General features: G+C 64.3%; 25 protein-coding genes. 13 read left to right on the plus strand and 12 right to left on the minus strand.

Going from position 1 to position 21,784, the window contains the following annotated elements:
* Positions 1–14: 14 nt before the first annotated feature.
* From BH683_RS06020 to BH683_RS06050, 7 genes are all read right to left on the minus strand, one after another.
* The gene (locus tag BH683_RS06020) at positions 15–1,070 is read right to left on the minus strand and encodes an IS110 family transposase (RefSeq protein ID WP_084834247.1); all 1,056 of its coding nucleotides are present in this window, start codon (positions 1,068–1,070) and stop codon (positions 15–17) included.
* Between the two features lie 269 nt (positions 1,071–1,339).
* Positions 1,340–2,884, minus strand: a complete 1,545-nt coding sequence (locus tag BH683_RS06025; RefSeq protein WP_084835370.1) for an NCS1 family nucleobase:cation symporter-1 — start codon at positions 2,882–2,884, stop codon at positions 1,340–1,342.
* Positions 2,885–3,069: 185 nt separating this feature from the next.
* Positions 3,070–3,792: a GntR family transcriptional regulator gene (locus BH683_RS06030; protein ID WP_084835371.1), complete on the minus strand. Its 723-nt coding sequence runs from the start codon at positions 3,790–3,792 to the stop codon at positions 3,070–3,072.
* A gap of 90 nt (positions 3,793–3,882) precedes the next feature.
* The gene (locus tag BH683_RS06035) at positions 3,883–4,371 is read right to left on the minus strand and encodes a hotdog fold domain-containing protein (protein ID WP_084835372.1); all 489 of its coding nucleotides are present in this window, start codon (positions 4,369–4,371) and stop codon (positions 3,883–3,885) included.
* 26 nt (positions 4,372–4,397) lie between these two features.
* On the minus strand, positions 4,398–5,906 hold the full coding sequence (locus BH683_RS06040; protein WP_168186977.1) for a DUF4173 domain-containing protein: 1,509 nt from the start codon (positions 5,904–5,906) through the stop codon (positions 4,398–4,400).
* A gap of 50 nt (positions 5,907–5,956) precedes the next feature.
* The gene (locus BH683_RS06045; RefSeq protein WP_084835374.1) at positions 5,957–6,955 is read right to left on the minus strand and encodes a HAMP domain-containing sensor histidine kinase; all 999 of its coding nucleotides are present in this window, start codon (positions 6,953–6,955) and stop codon (positions 5,957–5,959) included.
* Entirely contained in the window at positions 6,952–7,674 is a 723-nt protein-coding gene (locus tag BH683_RS06050) for a response regulator transcription factor (protein WP_084835375.1), read from the minus strand. Before BH683_RS06050 ends, BH683_RS06045 begins: the two co-directional genes overlap by 4 nt.
* Before the next feature lie 512 nt (positions 7,675–8,186).
* On the opposite strand from BH683_RS06050, the gene rpsJ reads away from it, so the two are divergent.
* The 11 genes from rpsJ to rpsQ are packed head-to-tail and all read left to right on the plus strand — an operon-like array spanning position 8,187 to position 13,523.
* The gene (gene rpsJ / locus BH683_RS06055; RefSeq protein ID WP_003938093.1) at positions 8,187–8,492 is read left to right on the plus strand and encodes a 30S ribosomal protein S10; all 306 of its coding nucleotides are present in this window, start codon (positions 8,187–8,189) and stop codon (positions 8,490–8,492) included.
* Between the two features lie 17 nt (positions 8,493–8,509).
* Positions 8,510–9,160 carry a 50S ribosomal protein L3 gene (gene rplC, locus BH683_RS06060; RefSeq protein WP_084835376.1) on the plus strand — a complete coding sequence of 217 codons (651 nt, stop codon included), beginning with the start codon at positions 8,510–8,512 and terminating at the stop codon, positions 9,158–9,160.
* A 3-nt stretch (positions 9,161–9,163) separates the two neighbouring features.
* Positions 9,164–9,835 (plus strand): 50S ribosomal protein L4, encoded by a 672-nt coding sequence (gene rplD / locus BH683_RS06065; protein ID WP_084835377.1) that lies wholly within the window; start codon positions 9,164–9,166, stop codon positions 9,833–9,835.
* A 5-nt stretch (positions 9,836–9,840) separates the two neighbouring features.
* Positions 9,841–10,146 carry a 50S ribosomal protein L23 gene (rplW, locus tag BH683_RS06070; RefSeq protein WP_084835378.1) on the plus strand — a complete coding sequence of 102 codons (306 nt, stop codon included), beginning with the start codon at positions 9,841–9,843 and terminating at the stop codon, positions 10,144–10,146.
* A gap of 41 nt (positions 10,147–10,187) precedes the next feature.
* Positions 10,188–11,024 (plus strand): 50S ribosomal protein L2, encoded by an 837-nt coding sequence (gene rplB, locus BH683_RS06075; protein ID WP_084835379.1) that lies wholly within the window; start codon positions 10,188–10,190, stop codon positions 11,022–11,024.
* A 19-nt stretch (positions 11,025–11,043) separates the two neighbouring features.
* Complete coding sequence (rpsS, locus tag BH683_RS06080) at positions 11,044–11,325, plus strand: 30S ribosomal protein S19 (protein ID WP_084835380.1); 282 nt, start codon at positions 11,044–11,046, stop codon at positions 11,323–11,325.
* 2 nt (positions 11,326–11,327) lie between these two features.
* On the plus strand, positions 11,328–11,729 hold the full coding sequence (gene rplV, locus BH683_RS06085) for a 50S ribosomal protein L22 (protein WP_084835381.1): 402 nt from the start codon (positions 11,328–11,330) through the stop codon (positions 11,727–11,729).
* Complete coding sequence (rpsC, locus tag BH683_RS06090) at positions 11,729–12,571, plus strand: 30S ribosomal protein S3 (RefSeq protein ID WP_084835382.1); 843 nt, start codon at positions 11,729–11,731, stop codon at positions 12,569–12,571. Before rplV ends, rpsC begins: the two co-directional genes overlap by 1 nt.
* 3 nt (positions 12,572–12,574) lie before the next feature.
* A complete protein-coding gene (gene rplP / locus BH683_RS06095; protein WP_084835383.1) occupies positions 12,575–12,991 on the plus strand; it encodes a 50S ribosomal protein L16 in 417 nt (138 codons plus the stop codon).
* Positions 12,991–13,233, plus strand: coding sequence for a 50S ribosomal protein L29 (rpmC, locus tag BH683_RS06100; protein ID WP_084835384.1), 243 nt, complete (start codon positions 12,991–12,993; stop codon positions 13,231–13,233). Before rplP ends, rpmC begins: the two co-directional genes overlap by 1 nt.
* A complete protein-coding gene (gene rpsQ / locus BH683_RS06105) occupies positions 13,230–13,523 on the plus strand; it encodes a 30S ribosomal protein S17 (RefSeq protein ID WP_084835385.1) in 294 nt (97 codons plus the stop codon). Before rpmC ends, rpsQ begins: the two co-directional genes overlap by 4 nt.
* Positions 13,524–13,659: 136 nt before the next feature.
* On the opposite strand, the gene BH683_RS06110 is transcribed toward rpsQ, so the two are convergent.
* From BH683_RS06110 to BH683_RS06125, 4 genes are read right to left on the minus strand one after another with little or no spacing between them, the layout of a single operon-like run.
* Positions 13,660–13,839 carry a hypothetical protein gene (locus tag BH683_RS06110; protein WP_143695981.1) on the minus strand — a complete coding sequence of 60 codons (180 nt, stop codon included), beginning with the start codon at positions 13,837–13,839 and terminating at the stop codon, positions 13,660–13,662.
* 37 nt (positions 13,840–13,876) lie between these two features.
* Complete coding sequence (locus BH683_RS06115) at positions 13,877–17,125, minus strand: AAA family ATPase (protein ID WP_084835387.1); 3,249 nt, start codon at positions 17,123–17,125, stop codon at positions 13,877–13,879.
* The gene (locus tag BH683_RS06120; protein ID WP_084835388.1) at positions 17,122–17,787 is read right to left on the minus strand and encodes a hypothetical protein; all 666 of its coding nucleotides are present in this window, start codon (positions 17,785–17,787) and stop codon (positions 17,122–17,124) included. Before BH683_RS06120 ends, BH683_RS06115 begins: the two co-directional genes overlap by 4 nt.
* Positions 17,784–18,806: a DUF559 domain-containing protein gene (locus BH683_RS06125; protein ID WP_168186978.1), complete on the minus strand. Its 1,023-nt coding sequence runs from the start codon at positions 18,804–18,806 to the stop codon at positions 17,784–17,786. Before BH683_RS06125 ends, BH683_RS06120 begins: the two co-directional genes overlap by 4 nt.
* 140 nt (positions 18,807–18,946) lie before the next feature.
* On the opposite strand from BH683_RS06125, the gene BH683_RS06130 reads away from it, so the two are divergent.
* Positions 18,947–19,447: a DUF4190 domain-containing protein gene (locus BH683_RS06130; RefSeq protein ID WP_168186979.1), complete on the plus strand. Its 501-nt coding sequence runs from the start codon at positions 18,947–18,949 to the stop codon at positions 19,445–19,447.
* A 200-nt stretch (positions 19,448–19,647) separates the two neighbouring features.
* The gene (locus BH683_RS06135; RefSeq protein WP_143695982.1) at positions 19,648–20,853 is read left to right on the plus strand and encodes a peptidoglycan bridge formation glycyltransferase FemA/FemB family protein; all 1,206 of its coding nucleotides are present in this window, start codon (positions 19,648–19,650) and stop codon (positions 20,851–20,853) included.
* Positions 20,854–20,859: 6 nt separating this feature from the next.
* On the opposite strand, the gene BH683_RS06140 is transcribed toward BH683_RS06135, so the two are convergent.
* Complete coding sequence (locus tag BH683_RS06140) at positions 20,860–21,723, minus strand: C39 family peptidase (protein WP_084835392.1); 864 nt, start codon at positions 21,721–21,723, stop codon at positions 20,860–20,862.
* Positions 21,724–21,784: the final 61 nt, after the last annotated feature.

Here is a 21,784-nt window from a genome sequence, read left to right on the forward strand (position 1 = left end):
AAGTTGCTCCTATGTCAAGCGGCGGCTTGTTCGGTCGGTGCGGGGTGCGTGTGGGCGTCGGTGGTGAGTCGTTGGTAGACGGTGCGGATGAGTCGTCGTCGCAGGCACCGTAGGGCTGAAGTTTTGGTGTCGTTGGCGGCGAGGCGGTTGCGGTAGTAGGTGTAGCCGTCGGAGTCTTCGAGGCGGATTTGGGTCAGGGCGATGCGGTGCAGTGCGGTATTGAGCTGTCGGTTGCCGTGTCGGGGTAGTCGCACGCGGCCGGCGCTGTTGCCGGACCAGACGGGGATGGGTGCTGTGCCGGCGTAGCTGGCGTAGGCGTCGGCGGAGCGGAAGCGGGAGATGCCGGCGGTTTCGCCGACGATTTTGCCGGCGGTCAGTTCGGCACAGCCGGGCAACTCGAGCAAGGTCGGCACCAGTTGGCGTACTCGCTTGCCGATCTCGGTGGCGAGCTTGTTGATCCGGGCTGTCAGCGAGATGATGTCGTCGAGTTCCGCGCGGGCGATGTCGGCGAGGAGGCTGGTGTGGTTCGCGAGATGGGTGGCGAGTATTTTTTGGTGCTTGTTCATGCTCAGCGACCGGGGTTTGGGAGCGTAGGCGGGATTGATCTCATGGACCCGCCACAGCAGTCGGTTGATTGACGCAGTGCGTTGGGCGACAGCGACTTCCCGGTAGTCGACGAGGAGCCGTAACTCGCGGGATTGGGGGTCGGCGCCAGCGGCGGGCAGGTCCGGTTCGCGTAGTACCGCTCGCGCCACGGCCAGGGCGTCGATGGGATCTGACTTGCCGCGGGTGCGAGCGCTGGAGCGGGCTTGGGCCATCAACTTGGTGGGTACGCGCACCGCGGTCTGGCCGGCGCCGAGCAGGTCGCGCTCGAGGCGGGTCGACATCTGCCGGCAGTCCTCGATACCCCACACCAGATCGCCACCGAACTCGGTGAGTGCCCAGTTGATCGCTGTGTGGTGCCCTTCGGTGGTGGCCGCAGAGGTGAGGTGGCCTAGCTTCTTGCCGACGGAATCGACGGCGACGAATGTGTGAGTGGACTTGTGTACATCGACTCCAACAACAACCATGGTGGTTGCCTCCTGATTCAGAAACAGGGACAGGGACGGTTGGGCCGGCCGGTGGGCAATCCTCAGTTGGGGGCGGTGCCACGCTCCTATCAAGCCACATCGGTCGGTCCATCACACCTGGTGTTGGCACAACTTTTGGAGACCAGACCTCACCCTTTGATGGTGATGCCGGTAGGCCCATCAAGAGCCAAACACCAGGTGATCAGGACCCAACCACCGCCAGAGCGGCAACACAAGAGTCACACTGAGGCCCCATCATCGGAGAGTTGTCAGACTGCTGCGGTCGCCGTGCGGGTGCCGTAGATGAACTCTTTCGGCAGCACCTTCATGCCGACCATGTACATCACGAATCCGATGGCGGCACCGATGAACCAGGTGAAGCTCGCCTGGTACGCGGTACCCCAGATGACGACGCCGATCGGGATCAACGCGCCCACGACGGTGGCCACGACTGCGACCGGGTTGACGCCGCCCCGGAAGTAGTACGTCGACGTCTCATCCATGGTGAACAGGTCGTCGACGATGATCTTCTGCTTCTTGATCAGGTAGTAGTCGGCGATCAGAATGCCGAACAGCGGCCCGATGACGGCTCCGAGGGTGTCGAGGGTGTAGTGGATCGCGTCGGGATTGTTGTAGAGGTTCCACGGCGTGATCAGGATGGAGCCGACGGCGGCGATCATTCCGCCGGTGCGCCAGGTGATCTTCGTCGGCGCGACATTCGAGAAGTCGAATGCGGGGGAGACGAAGTTGGCGACGATGTTGATACCGATGGTGGCGATGGCGAAGGTCAGCACACCGAGCACCGCTGCGGTGGTGTTGTCGATCTTGTCCACGATGTGCACCGGGTCGGTGATGATGTTGCCTTCGCCGTCTTTGCCGATCACGGTGGCGCCGGCCGACACCGTGCAGACCACGAGGATCGAGAAGAACAGGAAGTTCACCGGCAGGCCCCAGAAGTTGCCCTTCTTCACGTCGCCGTAGGTCTTGGCGTAGCGAGAGAAGTCGCCGAAGTTCAACATCGGTCCCGAGAAGTAGGACACCACAAGGGCTATCGCTGAGATCAGTGCGGTGATCGATGCCCAGCCTGATTTGCTGGGTCCGACGGAGAGGTCGAAGCTGACGTTGTCCCAGCCGGCTTTCCAGATCAGGTAACCGGCGAGGATGACCATCACCACATAGACCGCGGGGCCACAGAAGTCGATGAACTTGCGGATGGTCTCCATGCCGTTCCAGAACACGACCGCCTGTAGGACCCACATGAGCATGAAGCCGGCCCAGCCGAGCGGGGACAGGCCGAGAAATGCCATATCGCCGCTCTCGCTGTACTTTTCGAGCGACGGCCAGAACTTGAGTGCAAGCAAGCCGAATGCCACGGAAGCCAGATACGTCTGGATTCCGTACCAGGCGACGGCGATCAGGCCGCGAATGATCGCGGGTAGATTCGCGCCGCGAACGCCGAATGCCACCCGGGTCGTGACGGGGTACGGTACGCCCGCCTGCTGTGATGGTTTGGCGACCAGGTTGCACAGTACGTTGACGATCACGATGCCGATGACCAATGCGACCAGCACTTGCCAGGCGGCGATACCGAGCGCAAACAGGCTGCCCGCGAACACATATCCGCCCACGCTGTGGACGTCTGACATCCAGAACGCGAAGATGTTGTACCAGGTCCAGCTCTGGTTCTTCAATGGCGCGAGATCTTCGTTGGTCAGGCGTTGGTCGTAGCTGAGCTTGATCACGCTCTCGCCCGCACCGTTGTTGTGGCTTGTCGGTACCTCGGGATCTGATCCCGACGTCTTGACGTCTGTCATGGGCTTTCCCTGCTGTTGATGTGGACCGGTCGCCCGGTTCTTCAGTGGCTGAGAAAAACCTAAGTCTCCGATGTTGCCCGCTGATTACATGCGTAACAAATTGCCCGCGACAAGTGCAGGGAACCGGATATATTCGCAGAATATATTCTGCGCGAGTGGCGATTTCGCCCGTTTGTATTCAGGCCCTAAGCGGTGGCAGGGTCCTCGCCGGCGACATTGAGTTCTGCCGCGGTCTCGATGATGACGGACTCCAGCCGCAGATGGTGGGCCTTGGCCACGGCGATGAGTTCAGCCGGGTCCCGGCGGGCCATCGCGTCGATCATCTTCTCGTGGTCGCCGTGCAGCTGCAGTTGCGTGGGGCCGGTGGCGCCCTGCATCACCTGGAACGGCTCGGTGATGTCCCAGGTGGAATCGAACATGTTCAGCAACCGGTGCATTCCGCAGGGATTCGCGAGCGCTTGGTGAAACCGACGGGAATGTACGTGATAGGCCCGGTGATCGCCGGCGATCGTCGCCTCTTGGAGAGCTTCGTGTTCGGCGCGTGCCCGGTCGAGGTCAGCGTCGGTCGCCAGTTCGCAGGCGCGTCCCAGCGCCGCCTGTTCGAGCACGCCCCGGACGAAGTAGATCTCCCGCAGTTCGGTCAAGGTCAGCTGGGCGACGAAATACCCGCCGCCGGTCCGGTGGCCCACCAACCCCTCGCCGATGAGTGTCTTGAGCGCCTCGCGGACCGGGATCGCGCTGATGCCGAACAGGTCGGCCACGTCGCCGACCGGAATGGGCGAGCCCGGTGCGGCGCTGCCGTCGAGGATGACCCGCCTCAGTTCGCCGAGCACGCTCGCGTGTGCGCTGCCGGAACGCTCGCCGTTCAGGTAGGAGACCAGCGGGCGATGGGGGTGGGGAGGTGGCACGACTTCCTCTGCGCGATCGGGCGACGACGATGTGCAGAAAGCGTAGGCCCAATCCCGGCACTCGGCCCGTCGAGTGCGCGCGTACCCCTGCTACGCCGGAGTCACCCAGGTGGTGATGTCACAGTGCACGACCTCGACACCGCGTTGGTCGGTGATGGCGATGTTCACGATCACCTCGCGGCCCTCGGTGATCTCCGCCCACTCGATCGGCTCGGCGATCGTCGCCACCGCGCGCAATCCGGTCTTCGCCTTGGTCAGGTACCGGGTTGTCATCGCCTTCGGAATCCATCGATGGGTGGTGGGGGCGGTTGCCTCCATCAGCATCCCCATGGCGGTCTCGGCCAGATTGCACGCCGCGATCGCGTGGAAGGTTCCCAGGTGATTGCGGATGCCGAACCATTTCGGTGCGGTGACCTCGCAATACCCGGGTTCCATCGTCTTGACGTAGGGCAGGATCGTCGCGAAGTAGGGGACCCGAACGCACATGCCCACAGAGAAGAGGGCGGCTCCGAGTCGCCCTGCCGGCAGCTTCTGCCGGAAGCGATAGGTGGGGCTGGACGGAGCGCTGGTGATGGTCATGGGCCTTGATCTTACTGCCCGGTAAGTTACCTCGGTGCGCAGGTTGAGAATGTGCCCACCGAGGCGAGTCGCAGGCCCTCGAGCTGCTCTTTCGCCTGTGCGCGCCCGATGTTGGCATCCATGGGACCGCTGTCGGCGCGCACGTCCCGGGCAATGGCCCGGAGCACGCAGCGGCGGAGGTCGGCGGGCAACTCGAGGAGCGCTCCGGTCGCATCCGGGGAGAGCTGGGACAGATACCCGAGGTCGATCTTTCCGGTCTTCTCGAACCGGTCCACATTTGCCTGCGCGATCCGGTGGTCGGGGTTGTAGACGGCGAAGCTCAGCGCGGCAGCGATGGTCAGGACGCCGATGACGCGGGGGAGATGGCGCGCACCCAGGCCGATGCCTGCGGCGATCAAGACGACGAGGATCGCGCCGAGCCACAGTTCGGCGGCCAGGACGCTCACGCGGAGCCGGGTGGCGCCGAAGGCGTCCATGTACAGATCCATCCGGTGCAATGCCGACGCCACGACCGCCAGCGCGCACAGGCAGAGCCCGCCGAGGATCGTCCGCGCCAGGGCTCTACGGCCCGCTGTGTTCCGATCTGCTCGCTGCCAGCCGATCGACACCACCACGATCGTCAGAGCGGTGATCGCGAAGAGCTGCCAGAATCCGGACCGCGCGTATTCGGCGTAGGTCAGGTCCGACGTGCGCTGGACGTAGTCGTCGCCACCGAACATCGCCCGGGCCTGAGTGAGCAGAAAGGCCACGTAGAGCGCCAGCACGGTGCCGGTCGGGACAGCCCACGTCCACGCGTCACCGAGTGGGCGGCGAGGCCGCGGCGCCACCTGCGGCTCCGCGAACCTGAGATAGCACCCGAGGGCGGTGAATGCGGAGATCAGCACTCCCAGAACGATGTTTGGGCCGACGCTTGCGTCGCCCAGGTCTGGTGCGAGGGTGCTCAACAGTGCCGCGAACGTGGCGTCGGCCCCGGCGAAGAGCGCACCGAAGACCACCAGCAGGACGGCTGTCGTCGCACCCACCCGGATGATCGTCCCGAGGTTCTTGATCGGCTTGTCGGTGCGTGCCGTCGCCACACCGCGGTACAGCCAGCTGATCGTGCCCAGAGACAACACGATCGGCGCGGCGAGCGTGAATGCCATGTCGCGGATCGAGCGGCCATCGATCAGCAGCACGCCTGTCGCGAGGGCGGCGAGCAGGATGCACCACCCCGACAGCCATTCGGCACTACGCCACCCGGCAACCATCAGCAGTGCCAGAATGGCTGCGGCGGCGAGTAGTTGCGGGGGAGTCGGACGCTGCGGTGAGCCGACGAACAACGCTGCGAACACCGTGATCCCGATGAGCACGATGCCGATCCCGACGAGTGATGACGGCAGCAGCATGGGTGTGACGAGGGCGACGAGAGCAACCACCGCGAGCACCCTCGACGGTGCTGCGCCTGGAAGTGCGGCGGACACCGTCATCCTGGAGTTGCGTGGGACCTTCTTCTCCAGTGAGACCGGAGGAGCCTGGGGCAAAAGGATTTTGGGCATGGGGTATCGCCTCTCGTGGGTGATGATGAGCGTGTTGGAAGGAGAAGGGGTCAGCGCACGGCGCGAACCGGCAGGCGGATCCTGATCCGGCATCCACCGGAGTCGTCGACGACCGCGATCTCGCCGCTGTGGAGGTTGATGACCCACTGGGCGATCGCCAGACCCAGCCCGGTGCCGCCGTCTCGAGACCCGCCGCGGGTGAACCGGTCGAAAATCCGCGTTCGTTCGGCGGGCGCGATGCCCGGGCCCTGATCGGCGACCTCGAGGACGATCACATTCAGGTCCTGCCGCCCGACGACCCGAACCACACCGCCGGGCGGGGAGTGGCGGGCGGCGTTGTCGAGCAGATTGGCCAGCACCTGGTGCAGCCGAGCCTGGTCGGCGACAAGGGTGAGGTCGGGCGGGATGTCGGTCTCGAACCTGATCTCCTGGCGCGATCGCAACATGCATTCGGCGACTGCATCGGCGGCGAAACGCAGGACGTTCATCGGTGCGACGTCGAGCTGGGCGACACCGCCCTCCACCCGCGAGAGGTCGAGCAGCTCGTTGATCAGACGGCCCAGACGATCGGTCTGCGACAGGGTCAGCTCCAGGGTGTCCTGATCGGGTGCGCTCACCCCGTCGACAAGGTTCTCGAGGACGGCGTGGAGCGCCGCGACGGGGGTGCGCAGCTCATGAGCGACGTTGCCGATCACCTCACGGCGGTACTTGTCCTCGTCGGCGAGGTCGTCGGCCATCTGGTTGAACGCGGTGGCCAACGTCCCGATCTCGTCCTTCGACGTTGCGCGCACGCGCACTGTGTAGTCGCCCCGCGACATCCGCCGCACGGCTCCGGTCATCTCGCGTAGCGGCGACGTCATGCCGTGGGCGAGTACCAGCGTCACCAGGAATGCCACGAGCAGGGCCACGAGCAGGGCATACCTGAACTGCCATTGGGCGGTGACCCAGAACGAGACGCTGGAGAGGGTCAGTGCAGAGCCGACGACCACCGCGGTCTTGAACTTGAACGAGTGCAACGCATCGAGAGGACGCGGGAAGTCGAGCGTCATGGCCTGCCGCCCTCGAGTGCGTAACCGATGCCATGGACGGTTCGGATCCGGTGGGCTCCGACCTTCTGCCGCAGTGATCGGACGTGGGAGTCGACGGTCCGGGTCTCCCCGGCGCTCGGCCACTGCCAGACGGTCTCGAGCAACTGGGTGCGGCTGAGCACCGCGCCCGGGTGCCGCGCCAAGGATGCAAGGAGATCGAACTCGGTCCGCGTGAGATGAACCGGCGCCCCATCGACGACGACCTGGCGGGCGGAATGATCGATCTGCAGGTCTCCGACCACCTGGGCTGCCGGGGGCTCGCCGGCTGCCTCGGGCTCAGGTGCCCCGTAGCGCTCGGCCCGCCGCAGCAGCGCCCGGGTCCGTGCGACGAGCTCGCGCATGGAGAAGGGCTTCGACAGGTAGTCGTCGGCCCCGACGCCGAGCCCGATGACCAGGTCGGTCTCCCCGGACCGGGCGGTGAGCATCAGGACCGGTGTGGGCGACTGCGACTGGATCCGGCGACAGACCTCCAATCCGTCCATACCCGGGAGCATGAGGTCGAGGATCACCACATCGGGCCTGCTCTCGGAATGCCGCGCCACTGCGGCGGGGCCGGAGTCGGCGGTGTCCACCTCGAACCCCTCTGCCCGCATCCGATCGGCGATCGAGGTCCTGATCAAGGGCTCGTCGTCCACGATCAACACGGACGGAGGTCGATCCCCGGATGGCTGTGAGGTCATGAAGGCGACGTTAGCTTCGGAATGTCGACGGTCAGCGCAGATGTTGTGAAGAGACTGTGCGGATCCGGCGCAAGATTGCTGCTGGTCGGGGCAATTTGGACCTACGCCGGATCTGTTGCATACTTGTCGGGTTGCCCTGATCGGCAGCTGGGCTGTACGCGCCTGTCGATCAGAGAGCACCACCGGACGAACCAAGCGGTTTCCGAACTGGTTCGAGCATCCGTCGTGGCGCACAACATGCAAGCAAGACCCCCGCGTCCGCAAGGATGCACCCGGTACAAGCGGTAAGCGTATGCGTACGTGTGTGTAGAGATCGCGACACGCCCGAGCGCGTGGACCGGAGGCCCGCCTCGGCGGGCATGTACGAACGGCTCGCGCAAGCGGGCTTTGAACAATGACAGATGAACAGCGTCGATCACCACCGCGAGGTAATGGTCACGAGGGTGCGGCCACTGCGTCGCGACCACGAGGTGTTCATCTGTGCAGCCGAAAATGACGGAAGAGGACACAGCGTGGCGGGACAAAAGATCCGCATCCGGCTCAAGGCTTACGACCATGAGGCGATCGACGCGTCGGCGCGGAAGATCGTTGAAACCGTGACCCGTACGGGTGCACGCGTGGTCGGCCCTGTGCCGTTGCCCACCGAAAAGAACGTGTATTGCGTCATCCGCTCGCCGCACAAGTACAAGGACTCGCGCGAGCACTTCGAGATGCGTACACACAAGCGACTGATCGACATCCTCGATCCCACGCCGAAGACCGTTGACGCCCTGATGCGCATCGATCTGCCGGCCAGCGTCGACGTCAACATCCAGTGAGTGGCGGGATTTAACAGATGACTCAGAGAAATGTGAAGGGAATCCTGGGCACGAAGCTCGGGATGACCCAGGTCTTCGACGAAGACAACCGGGTGATCCCGGTGACCGTCGTCAAGGCCGGACCCAACGTGATCACCCAGATCCGTACCGAAGAGACCGACGGCTACACCGCCGTGCAGCTCGCCTACGGTGCCATCGATCCGCGCAAGGTCACCAAGCCAGTCGCCGGACAGTTCGCCAAGGCCGGGGTCACCCCGCGGCGGCACGTGTCCGAGATCCGCGTCCACGACGTGTCCGAGTACACGGTGGGCCAGGAACTGACGGCCGAGATCTTCGCCGACGGTGCGCTGGTCGACGTGACCGGCACCTCCAAGGGCAAGGGCTTCGCCGGTGTCATGAAGCGTCACGGCTTCAAGGGCCTGGGCGCGAGCCACGGCGTGCACCGCGTGCACCGCTCGCCCGGATCCATCGGCGGTTGCGCCACCCCCGGTCGCGTGTTCAAGGGCATGCGGATGGCCGGCCGGATGGGCAACGACAAGGTCACCACCCAGAACCTCAAGGTTCACAAGGTGGATGCCGAGTCCGGCCTCCTGCTGATCAAGGGAGCGATCCCCGGTCGCAAGGGCGCCATTGTCATCGTTCGCGACGCAATGAAGGGTGGTGCATAGCCAGTGAGCGTCAACACTGAAAAGCAGCAGACCCGCACGGTCGACGTGAAGGTGTTCGGCGGCAAGACCGACGGCACCGTCGAACTGCCTGCCGAGATCTTCGATGCACCGGCGAACATCTCGCTGATGCACCAGGTCGTCGTCGCGCAGCAGGGCGCCGCACGTCAGGGCACCCACGCCACCAAGACACGGGCCCAGGTCCGTGGTGGCGGTGCGAAGCCTTACCGCCAGAAGGGAACCGGCCGCGCCCGTCAGGGTTCGACCCGGGCACCCCAGTTCGCCGGTGGTGGCGTCGTACACGGCCCGCAGCCGCGTGACTACAGCCAGCGCACCCCCAAGAAGATGAAGGCCGCCGCCCTGCGCGGAGCCCTCTCGGACCGGGCACGCAACGAGCGCATCCACGTGATCACCGAGCTGGTCGCCGGACAGGATCCGTCCACCAAGACGGCTCGTCAGTTCCTCGCGGAACTGTCGGATCGCCGCAAGTTCCTGCTCGTCGTGGGCCGCGAGGACATCGCAGCCTGGAAGAGCGTGCAGAACCTGCAGCACGTCCTGCCGATTGCGCCGGATCAGCTGAACACCTACGACGTGCTCGATGCGGACGAGGTCGTCTTCAGCCGTGAGGCACTGGGCACGTTCATCGACGGTGCTTCCAAAGAGCAGAAGGAGGCCTGAGAAACATGACCGTTCAGGCAAACCCACGCGACATCATCTTGGCCCCGGTGATCTCCGAGAAGTCCTACGGACTGATCGAGGACAACGTATACACGTTCTTCGTGCATCCGGAGTCGAACAAGACCCAGATCAAGATCGCCATCGAAGAGATCTTCGGTGTGCAGGTCACGAGCGTGAACACCGCGAACCGGCAGGGCAAGCGCAAGCGCACCCGCGCCGGCTACGGCAAGCGCAAGGACACCAAGCGCGCGATCGTGACCCTGGCAGCCGACAGTAAGCCCATCGAGATCTTCGGAGGCCCGGTCGGCTGACCGCCGCCCGGACTCAGAAGAAGTAGAGGACAAGAAGACTCATGGCTATTCGTAAGTACAAGCCGACGACTCCTGGTCGTCGTGGCGCTTCCGGCGCGGATTTCGCGGAGGTCACTCGTGACACCCCGGAGAAGTCGCTGGTTCGCCCGCTGCATGGTCGCGGCGGTCGAAATGCCCACGGACGTATCACGACTCGTCACAAGGGTGGCGGCCACAAGCGGGCCTACCGCCTCATCGATTTCCGTCGCCACGACAAGGACGGCATCAACGCCAAGGTCGCTCACATCGAGTACGACCCCAACCGCACTGCGCGGATCGCGTTGCTGCACTACGTCGATGGTGAGAAGCGCTACATCGTTGCACCCAAGGGCCTCGGCCAGGGCGCAGTGGTGGAGAGCGGCCCCAACGCCGACATCAAGCCCGGCAACAACCTGCCGCTCCGCAACATCCCGACCGGTACTCAGATCCACGCGATCGAGCTCCGTCCGGGTGGCGGCGCCAAGCTGGTTCGTTCCGCCGGAGCCGGCGCTCAGCTGCTCGGTAAGGAAGGCGCCTACGCCACGCTGCGTCTGCCGTCCGGTGAGATCCGTCGAGTCGACGTGCGCTGCCGCGCCACCGTCGGCGAGGTGGGCAACGCCGAGCAGAGCAACATCAACTGGGGTAAAGCCGGCCGTATGCGGTGGAAGGGCAAGCGCCCGACCGTCCGTGGTGTCGTGATGAACCCGGTCGACCACCCGCACGGTGGTGGCGAGGGCAAGACCTCCGGTGGACGCCACCCGGTCAGCCCGTGGGGCAAGCCCGAGGGCCGCACCCGCAAGAACAAGCCGAGCGACAAGCTCATCGTCCGCCGCCGCCGCACCGGCAAGAACAAGCGATAACCCAGGAGGGAGTTAGAGAATGCCACGCAGCCTCAAGAAGGGCCCGTTCGTCGACGACCACCTGTTGGGCAAGGTCGATGTTCAGAACGAAAAGGGCACCAAGCAGGTCATCAAGACCTGGTCACGTCGTTCCACCATCATTCCGGACTTCATCGGACACACCTTCGCCGTCCATGACGGTCGCAAGCACGTGCCGGTGTTCGTCTCGGAGTCGATGGTTGGTCACAAGCTCGGCGAGTTCGCGCCGACCCGTACCTTCAAAGGTCATATCAAGGACGACCGGAAAGCGAAGCGCCGGTAATCATGAGTACTGAAACAACGAATCCGACCGCCAAGGCAACCGCGAAGTTCGTTCGCGTCACGCCGATGAAGGCGCGTCGTGTCATCGATCTGGTTCGCGGCAAGAACGTGGACGAGGCCCTCGACATCCTGCAGTTCGCTCCGCAGACCGCGAGCGAGCCGGTTGCCAAGGTGCTCGCCAGCGCTGTGGCCAACGCGGAGAACAACCTCGACCTCGACCGTCGCACCCTCGTGGTGGCACAGGCGTTCGCCGACGAGGGACCGACCATGAAGCGGTTCCGTCCGCGTGCCCAAGGGCGTGCGTTCCGGATCCGTAAGCGGACCAGCCACATCACCGTCGTCGTCGAGAGCATCGCCGACAAGGGTGCGGCCACCAGCCGCAACCGCCGGAAGGGAGCTCAGTAGTGGGCCAGAAGATCAACCCGCACGGCTTCCGTCTCGGTATCACCACGGACTGGAAGTCCCGGTGGTACGCAGACAAGCAGTACGCGGAGTACGTGAAAGAGGATGTTGCCATCCGCAAGCTCCTGGCCACCGGCCTCGAGCGCGCCGGCATCGCCAAGGTGGAGATCGAGCGCACCCGTGACCGGGTTCGCGTCGACATCCACACCGCCCGTCCGGGCATCGTCATCGGTCGCCGCGGCGCCGAGGCCGACCGGATCCGTGGCGACCTGGAGAAGCTGACCGGCAAGCAGGTGCAGCTCAACATCCTCGAGGTCAAGAACGCCGAGTCGGAAGCTCAGCTGGTGGCACAGGGTGTCGCAGAGCAGCTCAGCAACCGCGTGGCTTTCCGCCGGGCAATGCGTAAGGCCATCCAGTCGGCCATGCGTCAGCCCAACGTCAAGGGAATCCGGGTCCAGTGCTCGGGTCGTCTCGGCGGTGCGGAGATGAGCCGTAGCGAGTTCTACCGCGAAGGCCGTGTGCCGCTGCACACCCTGCGCGCTGACATCGACTACGGCCTGTACGAGGCCAAGACCACCTTCGGCCGTATCGGCGTGAAGGTCTGGATCTACAAGGGCGACATCGTCGGTGGCAAGCGCGAGGCTCTGTCCTCGGCCGCTGCTCCCGCCGGAGATGACCGTCGTCCGCGTCGCCCCGCACGTCCGAAGCGGAGCGGTTCGTCGGGCACCACAGCGACCAGCACCGAAGCTGGACGTGCGGCCACCGCAACTGCGGATGCACCCGCGGCAGCCGACGCTCCAGTTACCACGCCTGCGCCCGCGCAGGCCGAGAACCAGGAGGGCTGAGGCATGTTGATCCCTCGTCGGGTCAAGCACCGCAAGCAGCACCACCCCAGCCTGAAGGGTCAGGCCACGGGCGGCACCAAGGTGACGTTCGGTGACTACGGCATCCAGGCTCTGGAAGCCGCCTACATCACCAACCGTCAGATCGAGTCAGCTCGTATTGCCATCAACCGGCACATCAAGCGTGGCGGCAAGGTGTGGATCAACATCTTCCCCGACCGCCCGCTGACGAAGAAGCCTGCCGAGACCCGCATGGGTTCCGGTAAGGGTTCGCCCGAGTGGTGGGTTGCCCCGGTCAAGCCCGGTCGCATCCTGTTCGAGATGAGCTACCCCAGTGAGGAGACTGCTCGCGAGGCCCTGCGTCGCGCACAGCACAAGCTCCCGATCAAGACCCGCATCGTGACCAGAGAGGAGCTGTTCTGATGTCAATCGGAATCGCCGCCGCTGAGCTCCGTGAGCTCAACGACGAAGAACTGGTCGAACGTTTGCGTGAGTCGAAGGAAGAGCTGTTCAACCTTCGGTTCCAGATGGCCACCGGTCAGCTCGACAACAACCGCCGGCTGCGTACCGTGCGTCGCGAAATCGCGCGCGTGTACACCGTCATGCGGGAACGCGAGCTCGGCCTGGCCGCCGGACCTGAAGCAAAGGACGGTGACGACGCATGAGTGAGGACCAGAAGGTGACAGAAACGTCCACCACCGAGGAGCGTGCGAGCCGCAAAGAGCGGATCGGGTACGTCGTCTCGGACAAGATGCAGAAGACCATCGTGGTCGAGCTGGAAGATCGTGTGAAGCACCCGCTTTACGGCAAGATCATCCGCACCACCAGCAAGGTCAAGGCCCACGACGAGAACGAGACCGCCGGTATCGGCGACCGCGTTCGTCTGATGGAGACCCGCCCGACCAGCGCCACCAAGCGCTGGCGTCTGGTCGAGGTCCTCGAGAAGGCCAAGTAGAAGTTCGACACCTCAAGCGGCCCGTTCCCTTCACCGGGGGCGGGCCGCTTTTGTTTTCACCACATTCGGTCCCATCTGGTGTCACCGAGGGCATATAACCCTCGGCGGCCCCTCTACGGGACGAATATGGTGTAAATCAGCGAGTGTCGCCTTCACTGTCCGACTCGCCACGAAGTCGTAACAGCTTCTGGCGTGCGGTTTCCATGATCTCAAGCGCTTTTTCGTTCTGTTCGAGCTTCTTGGCTAACGCATCGTTCTGAGCCCTTAGACGTTTCAGTTCTGCGCGTTCCTCTGCGGTGAGTGGTTCATCGCTCACGTTGACCTCCATCTCGATCGATTTGCTTCGAAAGTTCCTATTCCCGGCTAAGGGCCAGGACTTCCTCGTCGGAGAGGGGGGAGGCGGGGTGGTAGCTCAGGCACATTGGGGTGTTCACCTTCTGGAACGACGCGCCATCGGGGGCGACGTAGAACTCGCCGGTTCCGAGGCGCCCGATGTCGTTGATTCGGCTGCCCTTTGCGGAGGCCATCTCGTTCGCAGCGTTGATCTGCACCGGTGTGTTGAGGCGGCCGAAGAATTGCGTGGAGGCATTGCCGACGATCTTGGCGTCGATGCCTTTGGGTGCTTGGGTGGCGAACACCAGGCCCAGTCCGTACTTCCGCGCTTGAGACGCCAGTGCAACTGTGCTTCGTGTGCACGGTGTGACTCGGCCCGACGGAACCAGAGTCTGGGCCTCGTCCATGACGAACAACGCGCCGAGCGGGCGATCGCCTGCCGGGTTCTTCTTGATCCAGGCGAACAAGGCGAGCTCGAGCTGATTCACGAATCCCTGGCGGTTGCCTTCGTCGGGGAGACCGATGAGGCTGATCACCGAGATCCGGGCGCGCTTGCCGGCCGTAGGCGTGAGCAGGACCGAGGGGTCGACGGGTGTCCCACCACCGCCCAACATCGGGTTGATGATCATCGCGGCCTTGAGATTCTCGGCCAAGATGCCCGCGAGCTTCTCGGTATCGGTCAGACCACTCATGTCGTCCGTCATCTCCGACAGCAGAGCGACGTACCCGGCGAGTGAGCCGCCGCCTTGCCGACCGTACAGCGCCATCGAACGCTTGAGAATGGCTTCTTGGAGCGACGCTTTCGTGCCGCTGACCCCGGCATAGGGTTTCAACGCAGACACTGCTGCGTCGACGGCCAAGTCGAACTCGTCCGGGTTCTCCTGGACGGCGACGAAATCTGGGAGGGGCTGAAAACTCAGCGGGCGACCGCCGCTGAGCCGTGGCGTCCAGATGACGGTTTCGACGTTTGCGATGTAGTCGGCGGCTTTGGCGGCATCGTCGCCCGTCCATGCCGACGGAGCTTGGGGCCACGCGGTCCCCAACCGGGCGAGGTCGTTGTTGGGATCGAGGACGATCGCCGAAACACCCTGCAGGGCGCACTCTTCGATGAGCCGGCGGATCATCACTGTCTTTCCGGAACCCGATCCGGCGAAGATGGCCGTGTGTTTGCGGAGGGCCTCGAGTTCGACGGTGGCCTCCCGTCCCGACCGCGCAACACCCAGTCGGATACTCGTTGATGGGGGAGTCGACGCGGCGACAGGGGAGGACGGTTGCTCGGCATCGATCACCGGGATCTCGGCGGTGGTCTCTGCGGACAACTCGGCCGACGCGGGCGCGGGTGATACCGCAGGTGTGTACGGTTCGGGCGCAGACTCTTCCGTTGGTGAGACCGGCGGCTCGACGACGTCGAGCGGCGCGTCCACCTCGTCGCCGGCTGTGCCCAGGGCGGCACTCAGGAACTCGATGTCATGAGCGGGTTTGCGCTCCTGGAGCCAGCTGTCCAGACCGCCGGGCATCTTCTTCAGCATCTCGTTCAGAGCACTGAGTTTCGAGATGTCGTCCGTGGACAGGGACAGTACCTGGCCACCGTTGGCGGTGAACTCGCTGACGATCTGCGCTGTCTTCGGGCCGCTCGGCCAATCGATGTTCCGGAGGATGAACAGTTGGCGTCGAGAGACGTTGGCGTCGAGGCCGGCTTCGATTGCGGCATTGCGCAGACGTGATTGCACCGCAACGGCATTGGGCGATGAGATGGCGCGGAAGGCCCAGTGCTGTTCGTCGTCGATTTCGGAGTCGAGTGTCAGCCGCAGACGCGCATGCAGTCGGAACTGGCCGCCGACCGGATCGATCTCGAAAGCGTCGGAGCCAGCTTCGATTGCCCAGGCCCGAAGTCCCGCATTCAGCAGATCGGGGACGAGGTCGTCTTCCTTCTTCGGGTCTACGACGGGCGCTGTGATGGCGTTTCGAATGTGCCGCTGGTAGACCTCGTCCAGGTCACCGGCGGGTGCCTCATTGCGGTCAACGATCTTGGGGCGGTGTGGAGCGTCTACGACAGTCTTCGGCTGATCGACCAGCGATTCCAGCTCAATCACTTCGTCGTTGTCGAGACAGTCGTTGATGTGGCGGTCGATGCGCTTGATCAGCAGGCGCGCGTTGAGCTCAGATGCCTGAGTGAATGCTTGATCCTTGACCGGCCAGGTGGCGTACGGCGGCGTGAAGTTCGACTTCGCAAGGGCTTTCGATAGGCGGCGTTCGACAAGCGCGCGGGCGAAAGCGCCGTCGGGTAGTCCTTCGAGGACGAAGTTCGCTCGGAATCGATCTTGGACTGTGCTGGTCGCCTGAGATTCGATGATCGTCCAGATCTTCGGCAGGCAGGAGATCACACAGACTGTGCGCAACAGCACCTCACGGACTGACATCAGACCGTGCGCCAAGAGGTCGATGATCGAGTTGGCGTAGGAATCCGTGGCCGAGGCGTCCGTGCTCGAGCGCGATTGCGCAACAAGTGTGTCGATCTGATCGATCGCCAAAACCGACGGCCCGGTGGCGGCCATGAACTCGGAGATGGCGCGGACGGTCTGGTCGTGAGGCATCGCTCGTGGGGGCAAGTGCCACTCGTCCCGGTCCGCCGACTCGATCTCCTCGATGTTGTTCTCCAGGTACGCGATACCCAGATCGTTGAGGCGCGAGTTCGGGGCTGCGGTGAGAACGAGAGCGCGGAGGGTGGCGTGGTGGCTACGAATGAGCGCGGGGAGGGGCTTGCGCAGCCCGTTGACGAACTCGTCCAGGACTTCCGGAGTGATGGTCGTGTCACCGGAGATCGCGCGCCGCGCACTGCGGGTGGTGCCGGCAAGGTCAGCCAGTTTCCGCATGACTTCGTGCAGTTGGGTCTTGTCGACCGGTGGTTCGATCTGCCGGTTCAACGAGTCGAGGAGTGAACTGAGCAGCGTCCGCCAGAAGTCGCTCGGGTCCAGGAGATCGAGCATGATGAAGTAGCCGTCCTTGGCCTGGACGTATTCGCGCACCTGTCCGAGAAGGTGCGTCTTGCCCGAACCTGCAGGACCCTGCAGCACTACCCCGAGCGGACTCGGTCCTCGGCTCTCTTGCGCGTCGGCGACAGCACGTTCGATGGCACGCCAGGCTTTGGAGTGAAGTCCGTTGACGTGAATGTCGTTGTTGGAGACCCATACGTCGTCGCGGGTATGGGCGGAGTTCGAGAAGCCACTGCGAGCTACGGCCAGAGCTTCGAGCGGGGATGTCGAGGTCACACGGTCTCCACGTAGATGAGGTGTTTGTTCTGGCCGCCGATCGACACCGCAGCGGCGCGATCTTCCGGGGTCAACGACTTCTGGTTCTCTTCTGGGATCAGCGTGATCCCCGGCCGGGTGTAGAGCGATCTCAGAGCGTCGTCGAGAACATCTCGCTCGATGTCCCCGAGGGCCGGCCGAAGTCGCCGGAGAGATACCCACGCTCCGGGTTTGGCCGCCAGGGATCTGTAGGCCTCGACAATTCGGATGTCAACGGCAGGCTCGAGCTGGGCGGCGGCGTCGGGGACGGGTTCGTCGACAACCACCGGGTCTTGGGGCGGCGCGAACACGTCAGCCAGACGCAGGTCGCTGGTGTGAAGATGGCGTCCGAGCCCCGCCAGCACGGTGAACAGCGCTTTGCCCTGCGGGGTGGTTCCGGCCGGCGGCTGCGTTCCGAGGAGTTCGTTGCACCGGGCCCATCCGCGATCGGACAGTGCGTGCCGGTGGGGTCGCGCGGAGGTGTCGCTCTCGATGAGTCCCAGTTCGTTCAGCTTCTTTCGGGACGGGGTGGCACGGAGTTCGGGCCCACGCTCCTTGATCTCGGCGTTGGTGAGGCCACGTGCTTCAGCCATCAAGACGAGTAAGACGATCATCTCCGTACCGGTGAGGTCCGAAGTGGTCACGGGAGCTCCTTTGCAGCCAAGCGGTCAAAACGCAGCCTCTCGATTATGTCCGCAACACGGGGGGTGTCGCTCAGTACCTGTTCGTTGGTGAATCGGACGACCGTGTACCCGGCCAGTTGCAGTGCGACATCGCGTCGGCGGTCGTCCGCGTACTTCGCGGCGGTCCGGTGGTCGGCGCCGTCGATCTCCACTACGAGCGAGGCCTCCGGCCAGAGGAGATCCGCTCTCACATACGGCGCGAGATCGCCGGTCGGCACTCGCTGGTTCCACCGTCGGCTCCCCGCCCAATGCTGCCGGGCGAGGTGCGATTCGAGCTTCCCCTCTGCGGTGCTCGATGGATGCGGCCGCCCGGCGAGGGGAGGGAAGGTCAGAGCGGGAAGGGTCCAGGGTTGTTCATCTGCCACCTGGGCATCGCCGGGTTCGAGGCTCCGGATCGGGTAACGGTCGAGCGGAGACGTGATGTCGTCGAGCAGCCAGACGCCGACGTAGGTTGCCAACCAGTCGCACGCGGTTGCCAGCTGCTGCTGCTGCGCGGCGGTGGACACAGCGGCAGGGTAGAGGGCGAGTACGACGGCGTCCCGGGCGAAGCTCTCCGAGATCACCCGCACGAGCCCGGCCATGAGAGTGCCCGAGGTGTACTTCTGCGACAGATCCGACGACACGCCGCTGCCGTGCGCGGCAACGGCATTGGTGGTCAGGTCCATGAGGAACGGACGGTAGTGGGGCGACGATTCGGCCATGGTTGCGGCCAGGGAGCGGGCGGCGACCCGGTCGATCGTGCTTCGCCTCGGCGACACCTCTGCGCCCGGGAGCCAGGCCGGGTAGAGGTCGTAGGCGATGCGTTCGAGGCGGCCGATCAGGTCGTCGATCACCTGGGATGCTCCGCTGATCTGATCCACGCGTGTCAGCAGGACAGCAGGTGCGTCATCGGGTAGGTCGTCGAGGGCCAGTGCGATGGCGGCGACGCCGACACCGGTGAGAGAGACCACGCCCGAGGAAGGCAAAGCGGACCAGTCCATGGGGAAAACGTACTCGTCTGCGATGTCGCGGCAGTTCGTCATCTGTTCGAATTACAGACCGCTCAGCGGCGGGCACACTAATGTCGGCCAGATCTGCCTATGGTCGACCCTCCGACTCGACCACCCGAAAGGTTTTCGACATGAGCGATCCATACGACCCGACGCAGGCCTACCGGCCGGATCTGAACAAAGACGGGAGTAGCGGTCAGGACAGCGGCGGATATGACAACGGGGGATACCCGCAGCAGGCATACCCGCCGCCGCCCGCCTACGGCCAGACCTATGATCCCTACGCCGGTCAGTACCCTGCACCGGGATTTGGCTACGGCCCGCCGAACCAGGGGGTTGGGCACCAGCAGTTCGGTCAGCCGGGCTACCCCCAACAACTTCCGGTGGCCGGGCAACGCACCAACGGGCTCGCCATCGCCGCGCTTGTGTGCGGATTGCTCCCGTTCTTCTGCGTCACGTCGATCATCGCGATCATCCTGGGGCACATCGGCCTGAGCCAGGTCAAGAACAGTGGCGGGGCCGAGAGCGGTGAGGGTCTTGCTCTGGCCGGACTCATCCTGGGGTACGTATTCGTCGTCGGCTGGGTCCTCTACTTCTTCATCTCCATCGCCATTGCAGTAGGTAACAGCTGATCGTCAGCACGTCGTCTGATCAAACGACCCCCTGAGCGGTAAGATTCATTCAGGGTCGGGCAGTCCTGTCCGCGGTTGACGCCGCGGGGAGCTACCCGAAGGGCGTTCGATCTCATGACCGACAACCAAGTGCCACAACCGGGATGCCGGTGGGGCCGCAGTGCATTTGTCTGTGACGTCTCGTCCGGGTGGTGGACGCCGTGAGCGTCGTCCGCGCGACCCCGCCCGTTCGCCACGACCTCGGCAACACACGCCGAGCGCGTCGGTCGGGGGCTGCCCAGACGGCCTCAGACGTACGGTTCGCCGACGCCGACGAGATTCGGCGTTGGGACGAGTTGATCCTACGAAGTCCGGACGAGGGCAACGTCTATCGCGGAAGCGACAATATCGCCGGCATGGTCGTGGGCGGGGGGACGCCCGTCTACCTGATCGTGGGCGGTTTTGCAGTCATTGCTTTTCAAGTCCGAGTTCCGGTGTCAGGTCCCCTGTGGGTGCTGATCGGACCGCCGGTTGCCGACGTCCATGACCTGATCGCTGCCGCGCGTGAGGTAGCAGCATTCGGAGCGCGACACGGGATCACCGCGGTGCGATTACGCACCCAGCTCAGAGCGAACGCAAACGATGAGATGGCGCTTCGCGCAGCAGGGTTGAGACGCACCCCGACATGGCTCGACGACAGCACGGTGCTCGTCGACTTGCGAGGCTCTGAACACGATGTGCAGGCCCGGTTCAAGAAGCGCGCGCGGAAGTCGATTCGTCGCGCCGCCCGCGAGTTCGTCGTCGTCGATCGCGTGCCGGCGACCGACGACAACTGTCGAGTGCTGTACGAGATGCTCGACGCGACCAGCGGAGGCAGATTTCACATACCGAGCCTGGCGACGACCACCGCCGTCTTCCAGCGGTACGAGCAGTCCGGTCGCGGCCAATTGTTTCTGGCGCGACATTGCGGCGAAGTGGTGGTCGGTGCGTTTGTGACGACCTTCGGAAAGACTGCGTTGTACTTCGGGGCGGGTTCGGTGCGCAAGCGGCCGGGTGACCCCACCGAGTGTGGACTCGGCGGGAGCCGTGCGGCCTACGCCTTGCAGTGGGAGATCATGCGTTGGGCCCGTGAACAGGGGTGCGAGTGGTACGACCTCGACGGCACGCCGTCGTCGGCGACCATCACCGACGAGTCCCACCAGCGCCACGGCGTGGGCCAGTTCAAGACCGCGTTCAGCGAAGAGATCACCGACTACCTCGGTGCCTACCAAATCGACATCCGGCCGGGACGGGCGTGGACGACGCGACAACTCGAGATCTGCGCGGGGCGTGTCGATGAGTCACCGTTGTTGAACCGTCTGCGCCGGCGGCCGGTGCGGCCGAACCCGGATTATGTGTGGCTCCACCCGAGGCGTCGGAGCCGATAGGTGCGATCAGTTGGCGCCGATGACGAGCGGGAGCAGCGTCCACGGACGCTCGGTGAGCCAGTCGATCGCGGCCTTGAGGTCGGTGAGATCGTCACTGTCGTAGTCGGAGTCGAGTAGCGGATCGTCAGATTCCACAGGTGCGTCGTATGTATCGGCGTTCGGTGAGGGTTCGTCGCAGACGATCATGGTGTTGTTCGCGTCGCCCCACGCCTGTTCGAACTCGTCGAGGGGGACCTCCATGCGGTCGCCGTCCGGGTGCCCCGGGTCGCTGAGATAGACGACGCCCTTCTCGTAGTCGATCTCGCTGATGACCACGCAATGGTCACCGCCCTGATCGCGTCCGGCGGACTCGTCCTTCGCTTCCTGCTCAGGGTCCCAATACTCGCCGGAGTCGACGTACAGCATCACCCCGCGACCCTCGTCGAGTGCGACGGAGAGGTCGTCCATGTCGCCTGTTTCGACGGTCGCCGGAATTCCGTTCTGTTCCAGTAGGTCTGCGGCCGCGTAGATCGACATCCCGTTGTTGATCTCACCGTCGACGAAGTATCCGTTCTCCTGCGACAGTTCGACGAACGCGTCTTCACTCTGGATGTCCTCGCCGGTGTACTCCGCGACGATCTGCGCGACACTCGCCGGAACGCAGGTGCCGTTCTCCGCCTGCAGGAACCAGTGGTCGGAGTATTCGTCGGAGTCGCCGGCGCTGTGACCGGATTCGGGCTCGTCCGACGAGTCGTCGGTGACGGGATCGTCGAGCGAGATGTCGAGGTCCGACCAGCCGATCTGAGCCGTGTTCTCCTGCTCCTCGGCCGGGCCGGTGTCGTCCGGGATCGATATCACGTCGTGCGAGTCGAACTCGGCTCCGGCATCCATGGTCGTGTTCCTTCTGCAGTGTGCGGCTTGGTGTCGATGAGAGTCGCGAGCGGGCACGAAT

The sequence above is a fragment of the Williamsia sp. 1138 genome, assembly GCF_002095435.2.
Taxonomy (GTDB): Bacteria; Actinomycetota; Actinomycetes; order Mycobacteriales; family Mycobacteriaceae; genus Williamsia.